The sequence below is a fragment of the Ruminococcus albus 7 = DSM 20455 genome (genome assembly GCF_000179635.2).
Taxonomy (GTDB): domain Bacteria; phylum Bacillota; class Clostridia; order Oscillospirales; family Ruminococcaceae; genus Hominimerdicola; species Hominimerdicola alba.
Genome location: NC_014824.1, coordinates 256,362 through 282,175, shown reverse-complemented (window position 1 = coordinate 282,175; position 25,814 = coordinate 256,362). Strand labels below are relative to the sequence as shown.

At 39.4% G+C, this 25,814-nt stretch carries 32 protein-coding genes, 1 pseudogene and 1 riboswitch; of the genes and pseudogenes, 14 read left to right on the top strand and 19 right to left on the bottom strand.

Going from position 1 to position 25,814, the window contains the following annotated elements:
- Nucleotides 1–5 precede the first annotated feature (5 nt).
- Entirely contained in the window at nucleotides 6–1,178 is a 1,173-nt protein-coding gene (locus RUMAL_RS17995) for a ParM/StbA family protein (RefSeq protein WP_013483523.1), read from the bottom strand.
- Between the two features lie 617 nt (nucleotides 1,179–1,795).
- Complete coding sequence (locus RUMAL_RS22630) at nucleotides 1,796–2,155, bottom strand: dockerin type I domain-containing protein (RefSeq protein ID WP_013483522.1); 360 nt, start codon at nucleotides 2,153–2,155, stop codon at nucleotides 1,796–1,798.
- A 217-nt stretch (nucleotides 2,156–2,372) separates the two neighbouring features.
- Between RUMAL_RS22630 and RUMAL_RS17985 the strand changes: the two genes are divergently transcribed.
- The 5 genes from RUMAL_RS17985 (at nucleotide 2,373) to RUMAL_RS17965 (ending at nucleotide 6,331) form a co-directional block, all read left to right on the top strand.
- Nucleotides 2,373–2,606 carry a hypothetical protein gene (locus RUMAL_RS17985; protein WP_013483521.1) on the top strand — a complete coding sequence of 78 codons (234 nt, stop codon included), beginning with the start codon at nucleotides 2,373–2,375 and terminating at the stop codon, nucleotides 2,604–2,606.
- Nucleotides 2,607–2,747: 141 nt separating this feature from the next.
- Nucleotides 2,748–3,368, top strand: a complete 621-nt coding sequence (locus RUMAL_RS17980; RefSeq protein ID WP_013483520.1) for a TetR/AcrR family transcriptional regulator — start codon at nucleotides 2,748–2,750, stop codon at nucleotides 3,366–3,368.
- Nucleotides 3,365–4,096 carry a glycosyltransferase family 2 protein gene (locus tag RUMAL_RS17975; protein WP_013483519.1) on the top strand — a complete coding sequence of 244 codons (732 nt, stop codon included), beginning with the start codon at nucleotides 3,365–3,367 and terminating at the stop codon, nucleotides 4,094–4,096. The genes RUMAL_RS17980 and RUMAL_RS17975 overlap by 4 nt, the downstream gene beginning before the upstream one ends.
- Nucleotides 4,097–4,199: 103 nt before the next feature.
- Entirely contained in the window at nucleotides 4,200–4,850 is a 651-nt protein-coding gene (locus RUMAL_RS17970; RefSeq protein WP_013483518.1) for a hypothetical protein, read from the top strand.
- Nucleotides 4,850–6,331 (top strand): serine hydrolase domain-containing protein, encoded by a 1,482-nt coding sequence (locus tag RUMAL_RS17965; RefSeq protein ID WP_013483517.1) that lies wholly within the window; start codon nucleotides 4,850–4,852, stop codon nucleotides 6,329–6,331. Before RUMAL_RS17970 ends, RUMAL_RS17965 begins: the two co-directional genes overlap by 1 nt.
- Nucleotides 6,332–6,554: 223 nt before the next feature.
- On the opposite strand, the pseudogene RUMAL_RS17960 reads toward RUMAL_RS17965, so the two are convergent.
- The 3 genes and pseudogenes from RUMAL_RS17960 to RUMAL_RS22995 all read right to left on the bottom strand — a co-directional run bounded on the left by RUMAL_RS17960 (nucleotide 6,555) and on the right by RUMAL_RS22995 (nucleotide 8,357).
- Nucleotides 6,555–7,066 (bottom strand): annotated as a pseudogene (locus tag RUMAL_RS17960) (recombinase family protein).
- A 134-nt stretch (nucleotides 7,067–7,200) separates the two neighbouring features.
- Nucleotides 7,201–7,878, bottom strand: a complete 678-nt coding sequence (locus RUMAL_RS17955) for a relaxase/mobilization nuclease domain-containing protein (protein ID WP_154662885.1) — start codon at nucleotides 7,876–7,878, stop codon at nucleotides 7,201–7,203.
- On the bottom strand, nucleotides 7,782–8,357 hold the full coding sequence (locus tag RUMAL_RS22995) for a MobC domain-containing protein (RefSeq protein WP_013483515.1): 576 nt from the start codon (nucleotides 8,355–8,357) through the stop codon (nucleotides 7,782–7,784). Before RUMAL_RS22995 ends, RUMAL_RS17955 begins: the two co-directional genes overlap by 97 nt.
- Before the next feature lie 218 nt (nucleotides 8,358–8,575).
- Between RUMAL_RS22995 and RUMAL_RS22070 the strand changes: the two genes are divergently transcribed.
- From RUMAL_RS22070 to RUMAL_RS22625, 5 genes are all read left to right on the top strand, one after another.
- Nucleotides 8,576–8,800 (top strand): hypothetical protein, encoded by a 225-nt coding sequence (locus RUMAL_RS22070; protein ID WP_028504423.1) that lies wholly within the window; start codon nucleotides 8,576–8,578, stop codon nucleotides 8,798–8,800.
- 210 nt (nucleotides 8,801–9,010) lie between these two features.
- On the top strand, nucleotides 9,011–9,454 hold the full coding sequence (locus RUMAL_RS17940) for a hypothetical protein (RefSeq protein WP_013483514.1): 444 nt from the start codon (nucleotides 9,011–9,013) through the stop codon (nucleotides 9,452–9,454).
- Nucleotides 9,455–9,798: 344 nt separating this feature from the next.
- Nucleotides 9,799–9,987, top strand: coding sequence for a hypothetical protein (locus tag RUMAL_RS17935; RefSeq protein WP_013483513.1), 189 nt, complete (start codon nucleotides 9,799–9,801; stop codon nucleotides 9,985–9,987).
- A gap of 62 nt (nucleotides 9,988–10,049) precedes the next feature.
- The gene (locus RUMAL_RS17930; RefSeq protein WP_242837763.1) at nucleotides 10,050–11,153 is read left to right on the top strand and encodes a recombinase family protein; all 1,104 of its coding nucleotides are present in this window, start codon (nucleotides 10,050–10,052) and stop codon (nucleotides 11,151–11,153) included.
- Entirely contained in the window at nucleotides 11,114–11,602 is a 489-nt protein-coding gene (locus tag RUMAL_RS22625; RefSeq protein WP_242837762.1) for a hypothetical protein, read from the top strand. The genes RUMAL_RS17930 and RUMAL_RS22625 overlap by 40 nt, the downstream gene beginning before the upstream one ends.
- Here RUMAL_RS22625 and RUMAL_RS21030 read toward each other — a convergent pair.
- The 11 genes from RUMAL_RS21030 to RUMAL_RS17880 all read right to left on the bottom strand — a co-directional run bounded on the left by RUMAL_RS21030 (nucleotide 11,592) and on the right by RUMAL_RS17880 (nucleotide 18,685).
- Nucleotides 11,592–12,254 (bottom strand): leucine-rich repeat domain-containing protein, encoded by a 663-nt coding sequence (locus RUMAL_RS21030; protein WP_013483512.1) that lies wholly within the window; start codon nucleotides 12,252–12,254, stop codon nucleotides 11,592–11,594. The two genes, RUMAL_RS22625 and RUMAL_RS21030, sit on opposite strands and share 11 nt — an antisense overlap.
- A 73-nt stretch (nucleotides 12,255–12,327) precedes the next feature.
- Nucleotides 12,328–12,409: riboswitch (cyclic di-GMP riboswitch) on the bottom strand.
- Between the two features lie 275 nt (nucleotides 12,410–12,684).
- Nucleotides 12,685–12,906 carry a hypothetical protein gene (locus RUMAL_RS17920; RefSeq protein ID WP_013483511.1) on the bottom strand — a complete coding sequence of 74 codons (222 nt, stop codon included), beginning with the start codon at nucleotides 12,904–12,906 and terminating at the stop codon, nucleotides 12,685–12,687.
- Complete coding sequence (locus tag RUMAL_RS17915) at nucleotides 12,887–13,306, bottom strand: hypothetical protein (RefSeq protein WP_013483510.1); 420 nt, start codon at nucleotides 13,304–13,306, stop codon at nucleotides 12,887–12,889. The genes RUMAL_RS17920 and RUMAL_RS17915 overlap by 20 nt, the downstream gene beginning before the upstream one ends.
- Before the next feature lie 123 nt (nucleotides 13,307–13,429).
- A complete protein-coding gene (locus RUMAL_RS17910; RefSeq protein WP_013483509.1) occupies nucleotides 13,430–13,936 on the bottom strand; it encodes a hypothetical protein in 507 nt (168 codons plus the stop codon).
- A gap of 24 nt (nucleotides 13,937–13,960) precedes the next feature.
- Entirely contained in the window at nucleotides 13,961–14,281 is a 321-nt protein-coding gene (locus RUMAL_RS17905; protein ID WP_013483508.1) for a hypothetical protein, read from the bottom strand.
- 20 nt (nucleotides 14,282–14,301) lie between these two features.
- Entirely contained in the window at nucleotides 14,302–14,817 is a 516-nt protein-coding gene (locus tag RUMAL_RS17900; protein ID WP_013483507.1) for a hypothetical protein, read from the bottom strand.
- 15 nt (nucleotides 14,818–14,832) lie between these two features.
- Nucleotides 14,833–15,150 carry a hypothetical protein gene (locus RUMAL_RS17895; protein WP_013483506.1) on the bottom strand — a complete coding sequence of 106 codons (318 nt, stop codon included), beginning with the start codon at nucleotides 15,148–15,150 and terminating at the stop codon, nucleotides 14,833–14,835.
- 2 nt (nucleotides 15,151–15,152) lie between these two features.
- Nucleotides 15,153–15,353 (bottom strand): hypothetical protein, encoded by a 201-nt coding sequence (locus RUMAL_RS17890; protein WP_013483505.1) that lies wholly within the window; start codon nucleotides 15,351–15,353, stop codon nucleotides 15,153–15,155.
- Between the two features lie 21 nt (nucleotides 15,354–15,374).
- A complete protein-coding gene (locus RUMAL_RS17885; RefSeq protein WP_013483504.1) occupies nucleotides 15,375–15,947 on the bottom strand; it encodes a hypothetical protein in 573 nt (190 codons plus the stop codon).
- A gap of 228 nt (nucleotides 15,948–16,175) precedes the next feature.
- Complete coding sequence (locus RUMAL_RS21975; protein ID WP_013483503.1) at nucleotides 16,176–16,334, bottom strand: hypothetical protein; 159 nt, start codon at nucleotides 16,332–16,334, stop codon at nucleotides 16,176–16,178.
- A 161-nt stretch (nucleotides 16,335–16,495) separates the two neighbouring features.
- On the bottom strand, nucleotides 16,496–18,685 hold the full coding sequence (locus tag RUMAL_RS17880) for a DNA gyrase/topoisomerase IV subunit A (RefSeq protein WP_013483502.1): 2,190 nt from the start codon (nucleotides 18,683–18,685) through the stop codon (nucleotides 16,496–16,498).
- A 544-nt stretch (nucleotides 18,686–19,229) separates the two neighbouring features.
- On the opposite strand from RUMAL_RS17880, the gene tnpB (RUMAL_RS17875) reads away from it, so the two are divergent.
- Both tnpB (RUMAL_RS17875) and RUMAL_RS17870 read left to right on the top strand, forming a co-directional pair.
- Entirely contained in the window at nucleotides 19,230–20,348 is a 1,119-nt protein-coding gene (gene tnpB, locus RUMAL_RS17875; RefSeq protein WP_013483501.1) for an IS200/IS605 family element RNA-guided endonuclease TnpB, read from the top strand.
- A 316-nt stretch (nucleotides 20,349–20,664) separates the two neighbouring features.
- Nucleotides 20,665–20,955: a hypothetical protein gene (locus RUMAL_RS17870; RefSeq protein WP_013483500.1), complete on the top strand. Its 291-nt coding sequence runs from the start codon at nucleotides 20,665–20,667 to the stop codon at nucleotides 20,953–20,955.
- A gap of 92 nt (nucleotides 20,956–21,047) precedes the next feature.
- Here the strand turns inward: RUMAL_RS17870 and RUMAL_RS17865 are convergent, their stop codons facing one another.
- The 3 genes from RUMAL_RS17865 to RUMAL_RS21025 form a co-directional block, all read right to left on the bottom strand.
- A complete protein-coding gene (locus tag RUMAL_RS17865) occupies nucleotides 21,048–21,437 on the bottom strand; it encodes a hypothetical protein (protein WP_013483499.1) in 390 nt (129 codons plus the stop codon).
- A 402-nt stretch (nucleotides 21,438–21,839) separates the two neighbouring features.
- Nucleotides 21,840–23,462: a dockerin type I repeat-containing protein gene (locus tag RUMAL_RS22620; RefSeq protein ID WP_013483498.1), complete on the bottom strand. Its 1,623-nt coding sequence runs from the start codon at nucleotides 23,460–23,462 to the stop codon at nucleotides 21,840–21,842.
- Between the two features lie 452 nt (nucleotides 23,463–23,914).
- Nucleotides 23,915–24,898, bottom strand: coding sequence for an SMI1/KNR4 family protein (locus tag RUMAL_RS21025; protein ID WP_013483497.1), 984 nt, complete (start codon nucleotides 24,896–24,898; stop codon nucleotides 23,915–23,917).
- A 232-nt stretch (nucleotides 24,899–25,130) separates the two neighbouring features.
- On the opposite strand from RUMAL_RS21025, the gene tnpA reads away from it, so the two are divergent.
- Together tnpA and tnpB (RUMAL_RS17845) are read left to right on the top strand one after the other, a co-directional pair.
- The gene (gene tnpA, locus RUMAL_RS17850) at nucleotides 25,131–25,448 is read left to right on the top strand and encodes an IS66 family insertion sequence element accessory protein TnpA (RefSeq protein WP_013483496.1); all 318 of its coding nucleotides are present in this window, start codon (nucleotides 25,131–25,133) and stop codon (nucleotides 25,446–25,448) included.
- Nucleotides 25,442–25,798 carry an IS66 family insertion sequence element accessory protein TnpB gene (gene tnpB, locus RUMAL_RS17845; RefSeq protein WP_013483393.1) on the top strand — a complete coding sequence of 119 codons (357 nt, stop codon included), beginning with the start codon at nucleotides 25,442–25,444 and terminating at the stop codon, nucleotides 25,796–25,798. The genes tnpA and tnpB (RUMAL_RS17845) overlap by 7 nt, the downstream gene beginning before the upstream one ends.
- The last annotated feature ends 16 nt before the right edge of the window (nucleotides 25,799–25,814 follow it).

Below are 25,814 nucleotides of genomic sequence, written 5' to 3'. Positions count from 1 at the left end.
TTACATCATGCTGACTTCTTTGAATTCAGTGCAGTTACACGATACAGATAGTAACCTCTCACGTTGGAGAAGATCTGAGGAATAGTAGTAGCTCTGTTAGCTGCTATAACATTGAGCCCTTCCATCTTGGAAAAATAATTTTTTACTGTCGAGAACCAAGCATCACCTGTGCCGCCTGTAACGAGCAAATAATCGTATTCGATAAGATTGTTGTAAATAGTACGTATGCTCTTAATAGCTTCCATGCAGATATCATAACTGCAAGTCTCAACGATGTCTGCTATCTCTATGGTTTTAGTGGATACCGTTTCCGAATCGTACTTTTTGATCTTTCCGGTACTAAGAATATTCTGCATTGCAGATACGGCTATCTCCTCGTCGTATTTGTTATAAATATCATTTACTGCCTTGTGCAGTATTGCTTTCATACCGAGATGATCAAATGTTTGTGTCGATCCTATTGTTCGGTTTATTATCTCGAAAGTATCAAGAGTTCCGAATCCGCCGTCGAAGATGAGGACGTTCTTGTTCATAAGATCTTTTCCGTCCGGAGTCTGCTTTCCTTCATCAGTTAGAGTTGCACCGAGAAGTGAGCCTAAAGGCTGCTGCATGATCCAGATGTTCTCTTCTTCCAGTTCAAAGCAGTATTTCTTCCATGTTTCTTTTCCTATCTTAAGATAAAATTCGTGCTTACCCTTAAGTATATTTTTTAAGGGTTTGCTGTCTGCCTTTACATATGCAGGAGGAAGTCCAGTCTGGAGGACAATTTTCTTCTTTCCGCCGCCGTTCTCTCCCATGTAGCCCTGCAGACCGAGCGCGATACCGACTCTGCTGATAACAAGAAACATCGGATTAGTGTATCTATTTCTCGAATAGAGCATTTCTTCGGAATTACTGCTATCTGACTGAGAAATCTTACCAACAGCGATCTCTCCTACATCCCAGATAACACCGTCTTCGCCCTTATACTGAATATCTGTAGGAGCAGCGTCGCCTATGGAAGCTGTATTATCTTTTCTTCTTATAGCAAATGATGGGAAAGAACAGATATCTGTCTTTGACATTATCTTTACTGCTGAGTAGCCAACATCCATAGCTATGACCCAAGCTTTGTTTGATCCTATGTTATTTCCCTTTTTAAGATAAGTCTTTGTCTTAAAATCTTTTGTGTTTATCATATTTGTACCTCCTGAATTTTCAGTTTTAATTTGCCTATATTATTATATAAGATTCTGACGCGAATTAAAAATTATATATAGTATTTTTTAGACATCTTTATTTTATAAGAAAATTTATTCAGATAAAAAAAGAATCTCCATAAAAAAATGAAGATTCCAAAAAACAGGAGGAAAAAATTCAAAGAATCACCATAAAGGAACATAAACGATGGAACTTATCCGCTTTTGCGGATTTCCTGATGAATACAGGCCTGAGCTCGGGGCTGTTCCCTACCCTACTGATAGCAGAATAACAAGGAGAATAACATTTTTGAGTTGCTTGCTATACAAAGGCAAAACGATGATTGGTAACTGGAGTTTTCACGCCATGTTAACCTCTTGGCGCTAAGAGGTGCCTTTTTTGCTGCAGGGAGCAAGTGTTATCTGCTTGTGAGAAGTCTTCCTCTCTTCTATGACTACAGTATAGCACAGGTAGATAAAAAAAATCAAGGAAACGTCCAAATAATATTTTTATATAGTTAAAATGTGATTTTTTATTTTGTGTCACGCGTGACACACGTGATACGGATGATAGGAAAAAAACCAGACCTGCCGGTATTGACAGGCCTGTGCGAGAACTAAAATAGTAATTTTTTCCCTTTTATGTGTGCTGCGATTTTTGTAATGTCAGAAACATTGATTTTACCGTCGTGGTTTACATCGGCATATTGAAGTACTGCATCATCAAGCATTTTCTTACCTTTGATGTGTACAGCTACCTTTGTGATGTCGGTAACATTGATCTTGCCGTCACCGTTTACGTCACCGAGCATTGAATCAACTTTAGCAATTATTTCGAAAGTCAGGCTTGTTGTTCCTGAATACTGTCCGATACCTGTAACAATGATTTCTGCAGTACCCACATTTTTATTATCTAAATAAGAAACAGTATAATCAGTACCGTTTACAAGTGTCTTCGTTCCATCTTTTACGGTCACAATAGGCTCCTTTTCCGTTTCGTCATAGATGTATGACGTGTGGCTGAGCGTGATCGTACAATCGGAAATCGTATTGGTTTTGTCTAACAATTCATAATCAAACCCATTATCAACCGCATATTTTTCGCCAGCGGTGTGCCGTAGGCAACACCTTATCAACGGAATATTTGTTAATCGGACGATTGGTTTTACAAAAAACTGAAAGGACGAAATAACGATGATTGATGTACTTTACAACTATCGGCAGGGCGATATTCACGCCGCCGAGTTTTCTGACGAGTTTAACAAGCTCTGTATCCCCTTTGAAAATTCGCTGAGTGAGGAGCAGATCGATGTATTCCACAAAATTCTCGACTGCGTGAGTGATACCGCTGCTACTGCCGAGATGAGGTTAGCCTACAAGATCGGATTTAAGAACGGTGCGACTATGATGAAGGAAATTCAGGACTAATACGATCATAACATAAGGAAAGGGCAATGTCCTCCGTGAGTGGAAGGCATTGCCCTGTTTTTTTAATTATGAAAAGGGTCTTGTCAAAAACGGTCAGTCGTGTTATAATTTAATTGACCAAGCGGTCAAGGGGGGGATAATATGAATAACAGCTTTCTTAGTTTGCCAGATGATAAGCGCACCTCTATCATAAATGCTGCTCTGCGTGTATTCTCGCAATATGGATACAAGAAAAGCCCTATAAATGAGATCGCAGCAGAAGCAGGGATAAGCAAATCTCTTTTATTCTATTATTTTAAGAACAAAAAAGAGCTTTATCTGTATCTTCTGCAATATTGTGCTGAGATAAAGAGTCAAAGAATAAAAGAACAAGGATGCTATGACAGCGAGAACTTTTTTGATGCTTTTACACATTCATTAAAGACAATAACCGATATGCTTCGTTCATACCCTGAATGTGTGATATTTGAACTGAAAGCATACTATGATAATGAACCAGAGGTAAAAGCGGACGTTTCGGACTTTATAGACAGCTATTCAAGATTTGATTATCAGACTACTAATATCAGCATTACCCCTGATCAGTTTATAGAAGGTCTTGACCTTGAAATGATATATAGGAACATATATCTTGCCTGTGAAGGTTATTTATTTGAAAAGATAAGCAATGGCAGCTTAAATGCCGATGATATGGAACATGATTATCTGAAAATGATAGATCACTGGAAACAGATATATCTGCGGAGGGAAACATCATCATGAAAAGCATCTCGGTTATTATTCCCGCCCATAACGAGGAAAAATATGTGGCAAGGTGTATCCGTTCCATAAAAGCCGCCGTAAAGTATTACGGCGGTCAGGTGGAGATCATCGTTGTCTGCAATCGCTGTACTGACAGGACTGCAGAGATCGCAGAGAAACATGGTGCAAAGGTCATTTCCAACGGTGACAGGTGTATTGCCAAGGTCAGAAACGCAGGGATCATTAATGCGACTGGCGATATTATTGTGACCATAGACTGCGATAACCGTATGACGAAAGGAACGCTGAAAGAGATCGCTTTTTTGCTGGACACAGGCAAATATATCGGCGGCGGAGCGCCGATCCGCTTTGAGCGATATTCTGTTCCTCTGTATCTGAATGATCTGCTGTGTAGAGTGTCTTTTGCTGTCACGGGACTGTACTGTGGTATCTTCTGGGCTGAGAAATCAACATTTCAGGCAATAGGCGGATTTGTGGAAAAGAAAGCTATGGAAGATGCTGCGACTGCCAAGCTATTGAAAGCATATGGTAAGCGTAAAGGAAAGAAATATACCGTTCTGCATAAAAACGTACTTATCAATTCCACAAGAAAATACGATGATATGGGTGACTGGCTCTATCTGAAGCTGATGCTCTGCAATATCGGCATTTTTATCAGGGCTGCCCTCGGTGACAAGCGTGGGCTTGACAAGCTGCTTGATAAGCTGTTTTATGATTACAACGGTTAGACAGGTGATCATATATTGATGAGCCTGAAACTGATAAAGTGAGCTATTGCAGTAAGCTCTCATTTTGCTCATAAAAATCGGAAAGATTATGAGGTAAACAATTATGAGTTATGAAGGAAATAGAGTATCTTATGCAGACAGAACTATCAAAAGAATAACAAAAATGATTGTGGGGGCATTCATACTATTCACGGTGCTTGTTGGATATCATTTTCAAGTTTCATTGATGCATGAGTTGACTTTTATTTCAAATTCCTTATGTGGCTTGTTATTGCTATTTGACGGGATCGTAGGTCTTATCAGAAAGAAAGCCTTGCCTGTGATGATGTATCAATTAGTTCTGCCGTGTATACTGACCGTTTTTTGTACTGTGTTTTTTAAGTTCTTAGGTTGGTTCAATTTTAATTTTAGTGATATGTTTTTCTTCATGCACGGAATCAATCCCATGTTGGTTTTGGCAATGTTTTTGTTTGCGACAAAATTTGAGTTAAAGGATAAAAAAGATCGTTTCAGAAGAATTATGATTGCCCCGGCTATGGCAATGTGTTACTTCCTGTTTGATTATATTCGCTTTCTAATTACAGGTAACCTTATATATGGCTTGGTACCGGCAGAAAGCCTGACTTTATTTAAGGCGGCTATACTCGGTATTGTATACTATGCTTTGATTTCATTGATGAGCTATGGATTACTTGCTCTGAAATTGTTTGTTCAAAGTAAAATAGATAACATTTGTAAAAAGGAGAATACTTGATGATCAGAAATTTCATACTGAAAGCAATAGCAGTAACTCTTACGCTGCCTATTCTGATCGCAGCACCGCTTCAGGCATCTGCTGCGGATACCGTCTTGGATAATACGGAGTGGAGTGCTTTTGTTGAAGAAAAAATAGAGAAAGATGATCCGCCCGGACTTGCCGTTACTTTGGTGAACGGCTCGGAGGTCGGTTTCAAGAATTGGGGATATGCCAATATCGAGGAGCAAACTTCCGTAACTGAGGACACTGTGTTCGGCATCGGCTCATGCTCAAAAGCATTTACTGCACTGTCTGTATTTCTATTGCAGGAGGAGGGTAAGCTCTCGGTTGAGGACAGCGTATCGGACTACCTGCCGTGGTGGATCGTGACTTGGAACGGAGCATCGCAGGATACGAAGATATGGCAGCTTCTTGAACACTGTTCGGGCATTTCCAACACAACGATGATGCAGTATCCGGTCGAAGACAACACAGTTTCCAATGAGGAAATAGCCCACATTGCCGAAAACATCGAGCTTGTCTATGAACCCGAAACGAGGTTTGAATACTGTAATCTCGGCTATGACATTCTTGCATATATCACAGAAACCGTCAGCGGTCAGCCCTTTGAAGAATACGTCACAAAGGAAATATTGCAGCCGATCGGAATGATACACAGCGGATATCATATTCCGACAACACAGGGCTACCGCTGGTTATTCCTGAAACTTAGGCCATACGATGAACCTGAATTTTCGCTGACTTCGGGTGACGGCGGTCTGCGTTCCACACCGAAGGATATGTCGCTATGGATAGAAGCACAGCTCGGACATTTGGAGCTGCCGGAAAAACTAACAAACGCTATTACTGCTTCACAAAAAGCTCCCGATGTGTACAAGATCGACATGGGTAACAGTATGGTACAGTATAACGGATGGATAGATTATGACGGCTTTTTGTATCACACGGGAACGAACGCAAATTTCAGCTCTTTCATTCTTGTCGATAAAGAACGGGACATCGGCATTTTCTCCGTTTCAAACGTGTGGACATTCATAGCAGATTATGCAGGCAACTCACTTTATCAAGTCATGAAGGGCGAACAGATCAACAGAGAACAGTTTGAACTGTTAGATCCTTGCTCGACTATGGATAAGGTATCGTCTTGTATCACAATCGTTAGTTTGATCGGTATTATTCTGGTGCTTTTTATGATGTTTACGCAGAGAAAGCGCCTTGACAAGAAGCAGACAGACCTTGCAAAAGAGAAGAAAAGACTATGCAAACAATGTTGCATTCTGGTGCCGCTGCTTGTATTGACCCCCCTGCTCCCCAGAATAGCAGTCAGCATCGCAGGTTATGGCTTTGCAAGCTACAAAATGATCGGTGTGTGGTTTCCGTACTCTTTCCTGATCGCATTTGCCGTGCTGAGTGTGATGATCCTTATGATGATCATTTCAAGTGTTACTCGGTACTTTACTGTCAAGAAGTTCAAATGACCGTAGTCTATTGGAACACCTGTAATCCGTTCCACACAAGTCCATATCGGAATTATGGCGCGCGCCACAATGACAGCATACCCTTTTGGAACTGAATAACTCACAAAGACCTGAGATTTGCTCACACAAGCACTTCTCAGGTCTTTTCTTTTCAGGCGGTTAGTTTTCCGCTCCGCAGGCTCGAACGGCTCTGATGGACTTTTCCGTTCGTCTGAGGGGGCTGTCAAGCAGAGGTAGGCTCGGCAATGCCGTGACGGATTTCATACTCACGCACACGGCGGTAAAAGGTGTTAGCCGACAAGCCCATTCTCCGCATAAAGTCCCTGCCCGTGATGCTCTTTGACTTCCATTCCCCATAAAGCTGACCGAACCTCGTCCAGTCGATTTCAATGGGTTTACGCCCTGCGTACTTACCCTGAGCCTTAGCGATCTCGATGCCCTCACGTTGTCGATGTTTTCCTTGTGGCTGATGAGAGTGACACCCTTTTCGGTGAGAGTGTCAATGATGTTCAGCAAATCCTTTGTGGAGCGTCCTAAACGGCTGATACTTTCGATGTAAAGCGTATCGCCTTCACGCACATAGTCAAGCATAGCCCTGAGCTGTGGGCGGTCTTTGTTCGCTCCCGAAATCTTCTCGGAGAAGATGCGGTCTACCTGATAGCCGTCCATGATCTCCTGCTGTCTCGCTGTCTCCTGATGTTCCGTGGAAACACGGATATAACCTATTCTACTCATAAAATCTTCCTCTCTTTATTCAAGCTGACCTTTCTTTCTCTTGGCAGCCTGTTCGTTCTGCATATATCGGTCAAGCGTTCTCTGACTGTCACGCTTCTGCTGCGCAAGCCTTGAAAGTCTGTCCGCTTCTTTCTTCAGGGCTTTACGCTCCGCACTCTGCTGTGCGTAATCTGTTCGGGCGTTTTCGCTCTTGTGAATTTCGCCCTCGAATTGCGTTCTTTCTGCTCGGCAAGCATAAATTTCAGGTCGATTTTATGGTCGGGATTGTAGTCCACAAGTATTCCGAAATCGGCACATTTCGCAAGGAAATCCTCAAAGTCCTCACTGACCTTGATAACCTCGTCAATGGCTCGTTTAAGCTGTTCTTTCCACGACAAATTCTGTTGGTCAAGCTCCCACTCCCAATGGCTTTTACCCTTTGAAAGATGCGGATTTTCGATGATAGAAAGTCCGTGTTTCCTGCATAGTTCGTCCGAAATCGTGCGGAGTTTGCTCCACGCTCGGTCGGGAATTTTGCCCTGATTATGCTCGGTTTCAAAGGTCTTGCCCGTGTAGAAGTTCACATTGTTCACGATGATGTGATTGTGGATATGTTCATGGTCGCAATGGACGGCAAGCACATACTGATACTTGTCATTGAAAAGTGCCTTGCAAAGTTCCTGCCCGATAAGCAAAGCACGTTCGGGAGTGACTTCCCCCGGAGCAAACGATTGTATTATGTGCTGACACTCGCTTCGGCTTCGTCCTGTGCCGACACACTCTCGGATATTTTTGAACTGTTCTGATGCTCCACATGGAGAAGATACGCACAGGTTGCTAACAACATATTTGCCGTCTGCGGTTTTGTCCGGGTTGCAGATATAAGCAATTGCACCGTATGTTCCCGTGTGGATCGTATGGATACGAGTAATCGCCAAACTTCCTCTAATCTCGCTTTCATATCGGAAATATCTTCATCGTAAAGTTTTCCGCCTTTATTGACACGGTGGGCTACCTGATTGAACGAATTGGAGATAGACGATATGTACCTCGCTATCTGCTTTATGTCCTCGGTATCTTCCTCAACATTCATCACGATGAGTGCAGAATACCTGCAAAAATCGCCACGGCTTTTGAACGATGTTTCCGCATATCGGCGGTTGATTGCTTCAAGTTCCATGTCGTTCACTCTGAAAGTAATCAGGTGCTTGCGTACCTCGCTCGGCTCGGTGTCCTGCGGTGGTGATTCGCCCTCGCTGGTTTCGGGCGGTTCAGTGAAATCTACCTCGCCCGATTTTTTGAATATTGACATTGTGTCTCCTTTCTGTATCTCGGTCGGCTGTGCCGACCTCTCAGGGGTCTTAGGGGAATTTTCCCCTAACAAGCCGTATGTGGTTTACGATTTTTCATAATCGTAATACGACATACCGTGCTTGTGAAAATTGATCGGGCGTTCCACGCCCTCACTTGTTTTTCGCCGTTCTTCGGCACTTTTTCACGCTCCTGCTGTGATATACATGAACAAAGTTCATGTACGAGCTATGCGACTTTTCTCTGTATTCGCACGGCTCTGAGAGTATTTTACTGGGCTTCGGCGCAGTTATGATGCTGGGTGGGCGGCAGTCTGGTGAAACCTTCCGTTCAGCTCTCCCTGAGCCGATTTTGAATGTCGATACACTTATCGTTACATTCAAATTTCTGCCCTGCCTGATCGCCCATGAAAATACCCCTTCACTTATCTACCGTGAAATTTGAGGATTCTGGCATAATTTTCTGAAAAGTTTACAGTTTGTTCATGATGATTCTCCCTCCTGCATAGTTTCAACATGGGATTTCTGTTGATGATGACGGTGATTCTGGAGGGTGGATTTTTCGGAAATGGGATTGCATTTTTGGGGGCGGTGTGTTATAATTTAGGGGAAAGAGTTGGAGGTCGGCGTGCTCGTAAAAACAGGGAGAGTTTTCATGGGACATATGATAAGAGCTATTATTGCAAAAGAGAATGTTATTCAAAACATTTCAGATCATTGGGTGTATGCAGAGAAAAATATACTTCCGCAGGGTTATGGAATGTCATTTCTCAATGATAGCTTATTTGACGATATTGAGGAGTTGTTTGATACTGCTGATACTCATAAATATCCTCAGTTCAATTATCTATCTGATTCTGTCATTAGCTTTTTGTTGCAGGAATCTAAAGACGCACAGATCATGTATATTGAAACAGATTATTTTGGTGGATATGGAACACAAACAGGTGTTTTATTTGAGAATGGCAGCATAGCGATAGAACCAATGCAAGGCAATGGTGTAATCAACTACTTGCTCCGTCAAATTGGCGTGTATAAGGAGCATAACAAAGATGAATTTACAAGTTTGCAATTATATCGTTTTCGCCGTATGGACTAAGAATAATCTAAGCGTACGATTCAGATAATAAAACCGAATACCATCTTCATGCAGAGCAACACCGGCTCTGCATTTTTTATGCCCAATTCAAAATTTCACATAACATTTTCACGATAAGAAAAGTTTTATGGCGCACGGGGCTTCATGCGCACTGCGAATAGACTTTCACCCCGAAAGTGCGCTATAATTTTAGTATGGGCTGAGTAGTTCGGCTCGACTAAAATTTCAGAATGGTGGTGATGATATGGCTACGACTTCTATCGCTGAAAGAAGCGATGATGCTGATAACCAAACCTGAAATGACAGACAGCGACAAAGAGAAAGCTGTCGGAAAGGACTAAAATTTGAATACAACATCTGCCGTAGAGAAAAGAGAGAAGGCAGCCCCCTATGTGTCTGATGAGGGTATCAAGGTTAGAGTTTCTTACCCTGATGATGTTCCCGAAACAATCAGACAGCAGAAGATCAACAAGATGTACGATATTTTCCTCGGTGCAATGCGCCGCAACGGAACAAAGAAAGAAACTGAATGATCTGGCAATCTGCCGAAAAAGAATTACAGTTACGATTATGCTGATGCAATTGGAGGTCAACAATGAGAAAATCAACTAAAACAAACGACGGTATCACGGCAATTTACTTTCGTCGATCCGTTAGTGACAAGGATAAGGGCAACAATTCGCTGTCCATATCCGCACAGAAGGAGGAGTGTATCAGATTTGTGGGCGAATGCGACTATCGTATCTACTGCGATGACAGCAAGTCGGGCAAAGATGTGATGCACCGTCCCGCATTTATGCAGATGATGAGCGATGCCCGTGAGGGGCTTATCAGCAGAATTATCGTGAAAAAGTATGACCGTTTCAGTAGAAATATGAGGGAATACTTGAATATCACGGACGAGCTTGACCGCTATGGTGTGACCGTCTACTCCCTCTCCGAGCCGTTCAATACGGAGACAAAAGAGGGGCGTATGATGCGAAACAATCTGCTAAACTTCGCAGAGTTTGAGCGTGAGACTATCGCTGCCCGTGTAGCCGATGCTTTCCAGACTAAGGCAAGAGAAACAGGATTCTATCAGGGCGGTAAAGTTCAGTTCGGCTACACTCCCGAAAGACGGACTATTAACGGCAAAACAGGCTCGGTGCTTGTTCCCTCGGAGAATGCGGAGGCGGTGCGTGTGGCGTATGACCTGTATCAGCATCCCGAAAACTCTCTGACCGATATTATCCGCTACATGACGGAGAACGGTATCAATGCTTCAAGACCGACACCACGCACGAAAACAGGCATTTCCAATCTTGACAGGTCGCACCTGAGCCGTATCCTTGAAAATCCGCTGTATGTGAGGGCTGACAAAGAGGTCTACCGCTATTTTCTTTCCAAAGGATATGAAATGCTTGACGATATTGAAGCCTATGACGGCATTCACGGCTTGTTTATCCACGCTGGGCTTGATGATACGCATTTCGTCAAGGTAGCATACCATGAGGGGCTTGTGCCTGCGGAAACGTGGCTGAGAGTGCAGGACAGGAAGTCGCACCAGAGCAAGTTCCCGACAAACGGCAAGGCTATGAACTCTTGGCTTGTGGGTATGGTGAAATGTGCCTGCTGCGGCTATGCGATGCACTTCAATCACTGTGCGAACAGAAAAGGTGTGTGTATCACCGCTTCATCGACTACGGCAAGTTCACGCTGAACGGCTGTCCCACTCCGCCCATTCAGTTAAAGCCGAAACAGGTCGAGGACGCTGTGCTGGAAGAAATGCAGAAGCGTATCGAACAGCTCAAAATCGCAAAGCGTGAGGACAGCAAGCCCGACACCGAAACGGAGAGTATCAAGACAGAGATCATTCACATTGACGGTGAGATCCAGAAGCTCATGGAAAAGCTCGCTGATGCGGACAGCGTACTTTTTGACTACATTCAGAAGCGTGTGAGCGCCCTGCACGAACAGAAATCGAAGCTTGATAAAAAATTGCAGACTATGTGCCGTAAGCGTAAAGCAATCGACACAAAGCCTTTGGAAGAACCTATGAAGCAGTGGGATAAACTGACGGTTCAGGAAAAGCACGATATAGCGGCAGCGATGATTGATGTCGTGCTTATATCCGATGAAACAGGTATTGAGGTGAAATTCAGCATTTGAAAAAATGCTGAATTTCGGTATTTTTTAGTGTTGATAAGGTGATGTGTTGGGCGTCTTTGTAGCAATAAATTTTGAAATTGGGGAGTTTCTCATATTCATCAAACCTTAATAACATTTTATATCCTAAAGCATAATCTCCAATATTTGTAACGCTATATGGTATAGTAATACTTGTCAGGCTTTTGCAGCCGCCAAAAGCACATTGCCCTATGCTAGTTATGCTATTGGGTAACGTTATGCTCTCCAGATTATCACAACCCCAAAAAGTATAGCCTTCTATTTTCTCTACACTTTCTGGAATAGTTATGCTTGTCAGGTATTCGCAATTATCAAAAGCATTTTCCCCTATACTCTTTACGCCATCGGGTATCGTTATGCTTTTAATTCCGGTATACCTAAAAGAATTTTCCCCTAAGCTAGTAACTTTTTTACCATCTATTTTATCAGGTATTATTATTTCTGCATCATAACCACTATATCCTGTGATACAAATCGTATCGCGATTAATCACTTCATATTCATAACCCTCATTAGTTTCCCAACTGTATACTGAAATCAATGAACTAAAATCCAATTTAGCCTTTGGAAATACTCCTCCAGTACCCAAAATCATAGTTATAGCAGCTGATAAGGCTAATACTTTCTTTTTCATAAAATCATCCTTTCTCAATCTGTTAAAACAAAAAGACAATGCGCCAAAACGCATTGCCTATAACCTACCTATCTATAGCAACCGGCTGTCATACCATACGGTTTAGACCCTTGGCTTTGCGTCACTGCTTTTCAGCAATTTTGCTTTTATATTTTCAGCTAATTGTAATACTGAATTATTATAACTAGCCTTATTATAATTATACAATGAAATCATGATATGTCAAGCAAACGAACATAAATAACCGTTTTTTAACAAAAAACTCTATTTTTACCATAAACAATGATTTGTTTTTAGGCAAATATAATACACTGAAATCTTTTTGTAGTTTATAAGTGATTTTGTGTCACGCGTGACACAAATTTCAAACAACTCCCCTCCCCCACAAAAAAAGAGCTGCACATCAACAGCCCTTTCCTATTAAGCTCCTTTAAAGCTTCCGTCCACACATCGGACAGTAATTGATCAAAAACACTCCTCTGGAAGGTATTCCATTCATACCGCAAAAAGCATTCTCAGGACAAGGCATACTTTCTACCTTTATCGTTCTGGCTTCACCTGTACTTCCGGCATCAACAAATACTTTCATTTCTGTAGTTTCTCCTATAAGGACTTCCCCACCGCTGCAGTAATCACATTTTTGGTTTTTCATTCATTTCTCCCTCTTTCTTATCGTCTTCTAGATAAACAGCCCATGTCCTTCTCATCATCGGGCAATTTTTCCTATAACTTTTCGCTTCAAATTTATCTGTAAGTTCTTTTGCAAAAAGTGCAGCACTTCTTTTATCAGAAAAAACAAAATTGTTATTAAGATTGGTCAGTTTGAAAAAATCAATGTTGTTCTGCAAGGCAGGCTTTGTTATTTTCGTTTTGAAATCAGTGTATCCGCCTTTTCTGAAATACTCTATCTGCGCTTCGTAAATGCAAAATTCCTGTTTGGGAATAGGATCGCCAGGAAGATAATACAGATGTTCACGAACTACATATACTGTACTTCCTGCTTCAATACCGTATTTTTTGCTTATATAATTGCTGCTTGAAAATTTTTCCATTAGTAATACCTCCGTTTTTACGTTTTTGAACTCCGAATTATCAGTAAATACACCTATAATCATTATATCTGATTTTTCGATATAATAACAAAAACTCCCCCGAACCATCGGGAGAGTATAAGATCAATTAACCTTAACGGGATCAATTCTAAAATATTTGTTCGATACATTATTAAGATATTCAAGAACTTCTTCTGCTTCTTTTATCCTTTCAAATACAGTTGCCTTGGCTTTATCTGCAGTAAGAGAATGATCCAGCCCTCTGAAAGACGTCATCTCAACATATTCCGGCTTGTTCTTGCTGTAGGTGATTATAATATAGCCTTCGATTTTAGGTGATGGCTTTTCTTCTTTGCTTTCATCGAAAGGGAAAATCATGGCATCCCAATTATCGTGGTTTGCACAATCATTAGCCCATGCAGAATATGGTGTGATCTCACAGTCCTCAAATTCTCCATATGCAGGCTTCTCGGTGAGGTCTATTTTTTCTTCTGAAAGAATAGTCTCTGCTCGATCTCTTATTGCTGCCAGAAAATCTTTTCTCATCTGACAGTTTGCTTCAGCATAAGTATTATACACTACAGGCTTTTCTATCTCTCTTTCCCAGACTTCGACATAAATATATTTCATAGATTTTTTCCTCCGTACTTTTATTTAACTCCAGACGATTCCTATAGCTCCATATTTCTCAAATATTTTAAGCCTCTTGAACTCGTCAGATTCATTATTTATTTCGTTTATTATTTCGGGCGTTCCTTCAAAGATCATATCTATTCCAAAATTATAGACCTGTTCAGGAATATCTATAATTCCTTTCCACAGCTTATAACCTTTAGCATTTGGATGCTCTTTTTGATAAGCCTTTATTAGCCTGCGATTGCTTTCGTTCAGAGCATCATCAGCTTCTCTCATTCCACATCTCATCCAGTTTACATAGATGACCCAATTATCTGCTATTTCTTCATTAAGTCCCATTTTAAATCCTCCGTTATAATTCATGATGTCCTGTTTTCTTTATTATGCAGTTCCTCAAGAACTTCACTTACGGACATCATATTGAAGCCGAAATAATCAACGAGTGATTCTCCGGTGAATCCTATTTTTATAAGCTTGTTTATTGCAGCTTCTTCGTTTTTCTCATTGTCAGCTAAATAATCGATGATCTTATTCAGAATTTTTTCTGCTTCACCTCCGGGAATATGACCGGAAGTATTAGTGGTTTTGTTTGTGTTTTCCTGAGAATTCAAAAAGTCTTTCACGACATTTGATGTTACCTTCCGGTGACTATAACGCAGATCATTAGACTCCTCTTTGTAAATGAAATCTATCGTGCATTTTGCTGCAGGAAACTTTTTGAGTTCGTATTCGTTTATCATTCCGTTGTTTTTCAGTTTCCTTATTATATCAACAGCATCTTTGTCATTCTCTGCTATAATTGAATTAACCTTACTTCCTGAAAGAGGGTGATTCTCATCGATCCCTGTAAAAGTGTATCCAAATAAATATTTCATAATTTTCTTCCTTTCTTAAAACCATTGAAACATAATATAAGGGTTTATCCTTGGTTCTTTCGCAAGAATTCTTTTGGCGTTATCCCAATGTTTCCTGCGAATTCTTTTATGTCTTACTACGTTCTTTTCGTGATAAGTTCCGCCCATATCCTTATATCCTTTGCGCAAGTCACTGAAGAATTCGTAGACAGGTGAATAAGCCTGTTCTATTGTATAGCCGCATTTATCGCAGTAGCCATGCTGCTCCACACTGCCCCATCCAAATTCAGAATAAGATTCGTATCCATATTCTTTGCTTCCGCAAACAGGACAATTTTTTTGAAATGTATCCATTATTACTCCTTTTCAGCATCGATCACGTAGATTTTGTAATACTCTTCAAGTGTATCATCAGGCATTTGATCTATCACCTCATCCATAATCTTATCAATAGATTCTTTATCATAGCCTGACAGATCCATACCACAGAAGTCTTCCACCGCTAATGTTCCGCTGTTAAATAGTGCTTTCTTTATTTTTTCGTTATTGATTTTCATATTAGTACTCCTTTTGATTATTTAAGCTTCTTCTCCTGTAAGCTTTGTGAATCTTTTGCAGTATTCTTCGCATTGCTTTATGTCATCTTTGAGTTCGGCTTCTTCCATTACTGTTAAAAACTCCTCAGGATATTCTTCCTTATAAGCCTCATTGAGAACTGCCTCGCATTCCGCTATCCTACGTCTGCATTCAGCTGCCGTTTCTCTTAAATTTGTATCTATTTCGTAAGAATTTATAGGGTCATCCGAATACCTATCATAAGTGAATACCTGTATTCTACCGCTTTCTTTATTATACTCAACAAGTACTGCAGCCTGTCGTTCTATTTCTGTACCATTTACTGAATTTAATGCATCATAGGTAACAAATACACCGGGATTACCTTTATCGTTTGTATGAACATGAAGCAGTCCCATATTAATTTCCGTAGCATTGGCAACAAATTCATTGTACTTTTTTTCCAATGCTGCATAGGACTTCTGAATAACCTCTCTGTTTTTACACACGAAATTCAGCTGGTCATTGATTTTCCTGTTTTCTTCTCTAAGTCGAATTATCTCCTTTTCTAGTAATTCATTTGCTATTGCTGACATGTTTTTTTCCTCCGTTAATAATATTCAGATCTTATATAACTCCAGATTATCATAAAAGATCTCAAATATATTATATGGTAAAATTCGCTCCAATAAAAAATCCCTGCAAAAATTTGCAAGGACTTTTATCGTATCTTGATTTTTCATTATTTGTGTCACGCGTGACACAAATAGCTCTCCCATCCTATTAGTGACGAGAGAGCTTTGTCGTTTTATCAGATAATTATATTACGCTTCGGAGTCTGTCTTATCTTTCCCCTTCACAATAACCTCATACTTTTCTTTCTGCTCGATTATCTCTTCAACAGGAGTATATTCGTCCGGGAAAGCCTTTTCTATCAGCTCTTTATTTTCCTTTATGATCTCATCAAACTGCTTACTGGTCATTTATTATTCTCCTCTTCATAATAATATTTGTCTTCGTAGATTATAACCATTGTTCCGCTCGTAAGTATTTTTTCTCCCTTGTCTGTTGTTACAAGTATATAGTCTCCGAAGATTTCTGTTGATATTGCAGGCTTTTTATCTTCTCCAATTAAAGTAATTCTTTATTTCTTTCTTGAAAAACCACTTGCAGGGATGCTTTTCACTACTATTTTACTGCTTTTTTTATCAAGTTCCTCAATGATCCTAGACTTTAGGATCTTTGTTTCCTTTGGAAGCTTCATTACCTGAGTTCCTTGTGTTGTCTTTGAATTCTTTAGATTTATCATTTCTGAATTAAAGATCAGCAGCTTTCCGCCATCGCTCTTCATCTTTATATTGACGTCTTCAAGAACATGATAGAATGCGACGGGCTTTACGTTCGTATAAAAGGCATTTATCAGTTTTTTTCTGTTCTGTTTTGTCTCATAAACGTTTAACGGGAACTTCGCAACTTTACCATTCTCGAAAACAACTATCATGTTACCCGAGAAATCTCCTGTTGCTGTTATAAAGACAGTTTTTTCATCGTCGGGTATTTCGGCTGCAGAACGGATAAATGTTCCAAATTCTCCCGCTTTGCAAACTTCTATATCGCTGATCTTTGTTTTATAGACTACACCTTTATCAGTAAAGGTAAGTACTTCTCCGATGTTCTGAGCGTCTATGATCTTTAGGATACGATCATCGTCTTTCAGCTTATACTCTGTATCTTCCTTATACGTACTTGTGGGAACTTTCTTGACGTATCCGTGTTCACTAATTATGATCTTTACATCATAATTTTTCACTTCTTCAATTACAGTTACTTTTTCAACCTTAACTTCCGTATTGATAGTTGTTTTTCTGGGTTTGATATAATCCTCTTTATTTGCTATTTCCTTCAGTTTCTTGATTATTTGCTTTTTCAGGGCTTTATCACTGCTTATTATCGTTTCATTTTTCTTTATATCTTCTTTTATTTTCTCGATTTCCTTTGTTCTGTCAAGGATCCATTCCTCGTTTATGTTTCTGAGTCTTATTTCTGTGATGTATTCAGCCTGAGTCTTGTCTATATCAAAGCCTTTCATCAAGTTGGGGATAACATCCTTATCCAGTTTTGTACCGCGTATGATCTTAATTGCCTTATCGATATTTAAAAGGATCTTCTGTAGGCCTTCCATAAGATGGAGTTTCTTTCTGAATATTTCAAGATCATATGTAAGCTCTCTCTTGATGCATTCAGTACGGAACTTTATCCATTCATCGAGTATACCGTATACTCCAAGAACAACAGGATTATTGTTTATAAGCATTGTGAAGTTGCAGCTGAAGGTGTCCTGAAGCGGAGTCAGACTGTAAAGCTTATTCATGATCTCGTCAGGGTCAGCTGATCTCTTATACTCAATAGTGATAAGAAGTCCGTTTTTATCAGTATCGTCTCTTATATCATCGATGTCCATTATTCTTTTGCTTTTACACAGGCTTATAACATTTTCGATGATAGCTTCGGTAGTCGTACTATATGGAATCTCTCTTATCTCAATTCTTCTGTTTTTCTTATCGACTGTATATTTGCTCCTTACAACGATACTCCCCTTCCCTGTTCTGTAGATCTTGTCCATTTCATCTCGATCAAACAGGATGTCTCCCCCGGTAGAAAAATCAGGGCCGGGCATAATATCCAGAATATCTGTTTTAGGATCCTTTATATACTCGATAGTAGCTTCGCACAGTTCTTTAAGGTTGAAGGATGCAATATTGGAAGCCATGCCGACAGCTATTCCCAGAGTAGGCATAGCGAGTATATTAGGAAAGCTTGTTGGCAGAAGCACAGGTTCTTTCTTTGTAGCATCGAAGTTATCTGCCATGTCTACGGCGTTTTTGTTTATACCCTCAAATAACTCTGCTGCTATCTTTGTAAATCCTGCCTCTGTGTATCTGTATGCTGCATAAGCCATATCTCTTGAATAGTGCTTACCGAAATTGCCTTTAGAAGAAATAAGAGGAGTAAGCAAGGATTCATTATCTTCGGTCAATCTTACGAGTGTTTCGTAGATACTGGAGTCTCCGTGTGGGTTATACTGCATGGTCTGACCAACAATATTGGCACATTTCGTCTTTTTATCAAAAAGCTTCATCTGATACATTGTATACAGAAGTTTTCTGTGTGCAGGCTTAAATCCGTCTATCTCCGGCAGCGCTCTCGATTTTATAACACTCATGGCATAAGGCATATAGTTTTCTGTCAGAACTTCTGATACAACTATGTCTCTCATGTGCTCATCATAACCGGTCCTGTCAATAACAGCAGTTTCCGCTTTTTTTCTCGGCATTTTTATTCTCCTTAAAAATATTTATGTATAGAAAATATTGTTTCTGTATAGTATTATAGCAGATTTTATCATAGAAAAAAAATTATATATAGTAAAAAAGAGAGTCTTTAGGACTCCCCTTTTAATTTTAACGTCTCATTGCAAATACTTTGTGTCACGCGTGACACAAAGCAGTTCAAGTACCATCGCAAATATTATACACAAAAAAATAATTTTTGTCAATATTCTGCTATCGGTTTTGCTTTTTTAATCCTCTTTAAGCAAGAAGACTCCCACCTCTTAGGTGGGAGATGAATTACGTTTCTTACTCATTGAACTTTTCACTTTACTCATAGCATAAAATATTCAGTCGAATAAAATGGAGTGGCTAAAATACAGTGGATTTGGATAATAAAGCACTATTTATATTATTACTAATTTTCTTGTATAATAGTATTGTAGATAATAATTAATAACTGGAGGTCAGACAGATCAAATAATACTACTAATACAACACTAAAGAATTTAAAATCAAGAACATAAAGCCATAAAAGGAGTGAACACTATGGCAAACAAAGCATTTAAATTCAGAATACACCCAAATAACGAGCAAAAGATTTTGTTTGCCAAAACCTTCGGCTGTGTGAGATTGGTATATAACTATTGGTTATACAAAAGAATCAAGCAGTATAAAGAATATGAGACAACTTTAAGTTACAATGCCTCTGCTAAAGAAATGGCTGAACTTAAGAAAATGGAGAAATACTCATTCTTACGGGAAGTGGACAGCGTATCATTGCAGCAGTCGCTTCGACACCTGGATACAGCGTTTCAGAACTTTTTCAAACAGCCTAAAACAGGATTTCCCAGGTTTAAATCAAAAAAATGTAAAAAGAACAGCTATTCTACCGTTTGTATCAATGGTAACATAGCCATATCCAATGGATACTTGAAATTACCTAAAGTTGGACAAGTCAAAGTAAAACAGCACAGGAACATTCCTGATGAATATGTTCTCAAGTCTGTGACAGTAAGTCAGACTCCAAGCGGAAAATACTATGCAAGTATTCTGTATGAGTACGAAAACCAAGTACAGGAACAGGAACTGCATGACTTCTTAGGGCTTGACTTTTCGATGCATGAGCTGTACAAAGACAGCAACGGCAATGAACCTGCCTACCCCAGATACTATAGACGAGCCGAAAAAAAGCTAAAAAGAGAACAAAGAAAACTTTCTCTTATGCAGAAAGGCTCTAAAAACCGTGATAAACAACGTATCAAGGTTGCTAAAATGCATGAGAAAGTAGCAAATCAACGAAAGGACTTTCTACATAAACAGTCAAGACAGATAGCCAATGCCTATGATTGTGTATGTATAGAAGATCTTAACATGCAAGCAATGTCTCAGGCACTTAAATTCGGCAAGTCGGTTTCTGATAACGGCTGGGGAATGTTTGTAACATTCCTGAAGTACAAACTGGAAGAACAAGGCAAAAGACTTGTAAAGATAGATAAATTCTTTGCGAGCAGTCAGACTTGTTCGTGCTGTGGTTACATCAATAAGGAAACAAAGAACCTTGCTATAAGAGCATGGGACTGTCCCGAATGCGGAACTCACCATGACAGAGATGTAAATGCTGCAATAAATATAAGAAACGAAGGCATGCGAATAGCATTAGCGTAGCCTTAAATCATAAAAACCGTGGGACACACGGGGTTAGCTCGCTTATGCTTAGTGCATTAGTACTATCGAACGAGAACCGAACTCGCTGAGGTTAGGGGACGCCCCCCGCCTCTTTAGGCGGGGGAGGATGTCACTACGATGTTATTATAGCAGAAATCTCATCCAGATAAAAAAAGAGGTAATGACAATTTATTTTCAATTATTTTGTGGATACGTCGTTGCAGCTCTTGACATTTTAATATTTTTGTGATATAATATTAACAGTTTTATAATTCTATATTTTGATCATATATTATTAGAAAGGATTGAACTTACTATGACACTAGCTAAAGCACTTGATATGTACGCAAACTACTACAAAGAATGTGAATCAGACGGAAAAATACCGGCTAGTTTTTACGACTGGCTTAGCATTAACCTAATGGTTATTAATGATAATGGTTTGTTAGTATCTTATGGATATAATGATCCGGATGAATTCTATACCACCATATCTGATGGACTTATGGATCATGACATTAACGGATTAAATCAGGATAAATTATATGATATAGCGATCGAATGCTTAGATAATTCTATTACCAAAAGTCACGGTCGTGGAAGATAGCTTCTCCTTATTGATTTTAATATACAACAAGAAAACGCCCAACATCTTATGATAGATGAAGGGCGTTTTCTTGTGATCTGAATTCTGTATTTCTATTCGTTTATATCATTGCAAATAGCCTCGTATGTTGCTTTCACTTTATTGCTGTACATACGAATTGATTTCCAAGGATCTTTTACTGTTCGATCTTTTATCTTCTGCAAATTATCCCTGAATATATGCTTTTCTTCATTGTTCATAAGCTGATAGAACCGGTCGATTTCGTTGAGAGGAAATTTGTTATATACTTCGTTTCCGTCTATATCTTTTCCAGTTTCGCAATGAAGTAACCCCTGTTCAAGATATTTATCGAGAAAGGCTGTATTTGTACTTTCATCGATCTTTACGATACGCGCATAGATCTCGAAATCAACGTTTGCTTTGGTTCTTTTTTCTTCTGCCGGCTTACAGATGATGAAATCATTTTCCTTAAATTGTGCCATAATATCTACTCCTTGAAAAATAATTCAGATCTTGATATGTAGTTTCAACTCCAAATATCAAGATCTGATCTATAGATATTATACTCGAAAATAAGTGAAAATAATAAATATGTTGGTGACATCCTCCCCCGCCTAAATAACGTGTGTTCTCGCCCTGTTAAAAAAATTTCCCCTCTTGTAAAGCAAGAATATGCTTTATTATCAAAATCCACTGTGTTTTAGCCACTCCATTTTATTCGACTGAATATTTTATGCTATGAGCAAAGTGAAAAGTCCAGTGAGTAAGGAACGCAATTCATCAACCACCTAAGAGGTGGGAGTCTTCTTGCTGAAAGAGGATAAAAAGGCAGACCCTTTTAAATAGGATCCGCCTTTGATAATGCTCATTGATCATTCATATAATTACTTCAGAATTATACGACCCTTTATATGAGCTGCTATCTTTGTTATATCCGTGATATTTATTTTGTTGTCGTCATTAACATCTGCTGCCTTCAGACTATCGCCTGTCAAAACCTTTTTACCCTTGATATGCGCTGCAACTTTTGTGATATCCGTAATATTAACTACATTGTCCAAATTCACATCGCCTTTTGGGATATTGACCTTTGATTCATCTTTGATGATAGCAATATCTGCCAAACCGTATTTGGTATTAGCATATTTGTCTGAAAAATTGATCTTTACACATTTAACATTTGATACATCAAGATCAACATTCTGGGTCTTTTGATTTTTTTGATTTTTTTCAATCGATATCTCCTTGAGTTCACCATCAAGATAAACCTGTAATTTATTACCCGAATAAGGAACTGAGTTATCTATATAACCAAGTTTAAATGACAGTTTCTTTATACTCTCAGTATTGAATGATACCGTGCCTCCAGCACTCATTAGCAAACCTTGTTTGTAATTTACTCCATCCATATTAAAACCTAGCTTTTGAGTATTGTCATATACCGTTACGCCGCTGTCATTGAATTTGCTGTTAATAAAATCTATGGCGTCATCATAGGTAGGCACTATATAGCTTTTCTGAGATTTAATATTATTGAACTCAATATTACCCACTGCATATGATGTCTCTGTATATCTATTTGTTTCAATGCGTAGATTATCTATGTTTTTCAGATCTAATGTATATCTTTTTATAGGGGTGTTTGGTGCAATGCTTATTGCTTTATTCTCGTAAAGTTCATTATCCAAATATATCTTTACAGCAGAATCTCCAATTCCCGAGTTATCAACATGACTAAGATCAAAAGATATTGAATCTACATTCTCGGTGTTTAGTGAGAAACCACCACCAGAACGCATAGATATACCATTGTAGTATGTTCTGCCTTTCATTTTAAACCCAAGTTTTTTACTGCTGTCATATATCGTCGTTTCGGATAACCAAAATGTATCAGTATCGTACGCACTGTTAATTAAGCTATCAACCGACGTATATTTAGGTATATCTGCGCCTTTCGGGGCAGTTTTACCATCTACTTTGAAATCTACCAAAGCAAACCTTGAATCCTTGTATTCACCAAAATCAAATCTTACCTTGCTAAATTCAGTTGTATCAATATCTATAGGAAGATATGTCATATTATAAGTTAAGGTATAAGTTTTATATTTTTCTCCGTCGAGATATATGGTAAGTGTACTATCATCCACCAGACTAGAATTATCTAGATGTGCAACCTTGAATGACAGTTTTTTGACCTTTTGGGTATTCAATGAGAATGAGCTTATATTTCCATTTTGGGTAATGCCATAGTAGTACGTTCTGCCTTTGACCTTAAAACTTTTTGCGTCCGAACCATCATATACTGTATAATGATTATAAGGACTATCTTTTCCGTTGGTTGCACTTTTCAGAAGATCAACTACAGGATTGGTTGCACTGATATGATTTTCATTTGCGACCATCACATTTGAATTAGCATTATTGTATTCAGCTTCTGCACCAGCAGACATACAAGCCATTCCTGTAATCATTGAAACAGCCAGCATACTCGTAATTATTTTTTTCATGTTAAAAGTTTCTCCTGTTATTTATTTAATTATATTTATTATACCATAAGCATTTTATAATGTCAACGTTGTATATTAGCATTCATTATGAATTTGAGTTTTGTTCTTGCCGTTCTACCAACTTTAAGAATGAAGGAGCAGACTTACAACGTGCAATCGTTTATGTCATCCTGCGCCGTTCATCAAATATATGCTTGAGCATTTTTCTGACTGTCTTTGTTCAAAAATATCAAAGTAAGATAAAAGTGTACCCTCATTTCGAAGCAGATTTTCAGCAATCATTTCATATACTTCCGTAACTTCATCAAAAGCAAAATCTTCGTCCACTAACTGAAAGAAAAAGAAGCTGTCTTAAGCTAAGCTTTAGGCAGCTTCCTATGTTTCAATAATTGTTATTATCGTACTACACCGAACTTTTAAGCGTTGTGATAGGATCCCGTGTTCTTAAATTCTCATTTTTGATCCTGCTCTTTCATAAGCATAACCTCTCCGTTTTTATCGTTTATCACTCGGTATACTCTTATTCTGTCGCCCTCTTTAAACCCCTCGGTGTTTGGGTAACTTTCAGCCTTGCTTTTTGTCAGGTGAAAAAAGAACGTTCTCTTTTCTTGGTTATATTTCGTTTTACTGATCGGCTCATTTGCCTCCCAGACAATATCAACAGTATCAACATAACATTCGTAAGAACGCTTGCTCTGAGAAGAACAATATATAATACCACCTATCGTGATAAGGAAACCAAGTGCGGCTGCGATATATGCCAGGTTTGATAATAACGATAACAGTTTATTATCTGTATCAAATAAATCAAGTACGATGCCTATCAGTATGCAGAATACAGTGAAAAAGGAAAATCCCGGCATGCCTTTCCATATATATCGATCCAATTCTTTTTTCTGCTCTCCTTCTACGGGAGTGAACTGTACTCCTTCATAAGGATCTATTTTTACAACGTCTTCTTCGATAATCTCGTCGTTTTCATCATATCTTGCAGGGACAAGCATATTTATGAACGATTCAAAGTCCTTGGCAATAAATTCGATCGTATCCATTTCGGGAGAGATCCCCACTACTCTGGGTTCTCCGTCATTTCCACACTCACGATAATCTAAAAATATCCTGTCACAGTCATAGTCGCTTATACATATAGGTACACCTATCTTCGGATAAGCTACCCCCTCATTTTCCCAGAATTCGCTTTCACCTTTGCAGATACCGTAAATGCCTTCGAGCAGCCATGACGTATTTCCGACTCTTTTATTTTTGGGGCAGCCTCCATTTTGCACACGCAACAGGGCGATATAGGATTCGGGTAATTTATATCCGATCTCTTTTTCTATAGCCCGAAGTTTTTCTTCCGAAAAAGGCTCCAGTTTAAGATAATCATATTCACTGCTGCTGTCCCAGAAATCATTGAGATCGATTTTATCAAACATTTTTAATGCTCCTTATTTGAATTCGCACAGGGATCGAGCCCTGTGAAACACAGAATTATTATACATTATTTCACTGTAGATGTCAAACATCGTAAGCGTATAACCCCCAGCACCTACCCCACCGAAGTCTAATAAAGTATAATAAACTCCAAGGAACACCATGAAGTAAATTGAATAATCCAAATTGATCCATGGAGTTCATTGGAGACGATTAGACAAGGAGGTAACAGGTATGGACAAAACAACATCCATCACAACAATCAAAAAAGAAATGCAGCTTCAGGAATGGTCTGCGCAGATCAAAGCACAGCAGGCAAGCGGTCTGACGATCCGGGAATGGTGCAAAGAAAAAGGGATCAAGCCAAACACGTATTACAACCGCCTAAGAAAAGTTCGTGAAAAGTATATCGAAAATTCTCCGACCATCGTTCCTGTATCAGTTCCTTGCTCAAACGAAAATATCCGCATTGAGAAAAACGGACTTCAAATATCTCTTCCGGCAGATATATCTGCGGACACTCTGACCGCTTTGGTGCATGAGCTATGCTGAATGATCTGGCAGCGGACGCACAGGTCTATCTTGTTACGGGATACACCGACCTTCGACGCGGGATAGACGGACTTGCGACTATCGTTCAGGCTCAGCTTCGACTTGACCCGTTCTCGAAAGCATTGTTTTTGTTCTGCGGCAGACGTTGTGACCGCATCAAAGGTCTGCTGTGGGAGGGCGATGGTTTTCTGCTGTTGTACAAGCGCCTTGACAACGGAAGATTCCAGTGGCCGCGCAGTGAGACCGAAGCAGTAATGCTCACATCTCAGCAAATTCGCTGGCTTCTGGAAGGCTTGAAAATAGAGCAGCCGAAGGCTATCCGTGAGGGAAAGCCGGGGGCGCTGTATTAAGGCAATACTTACCGAA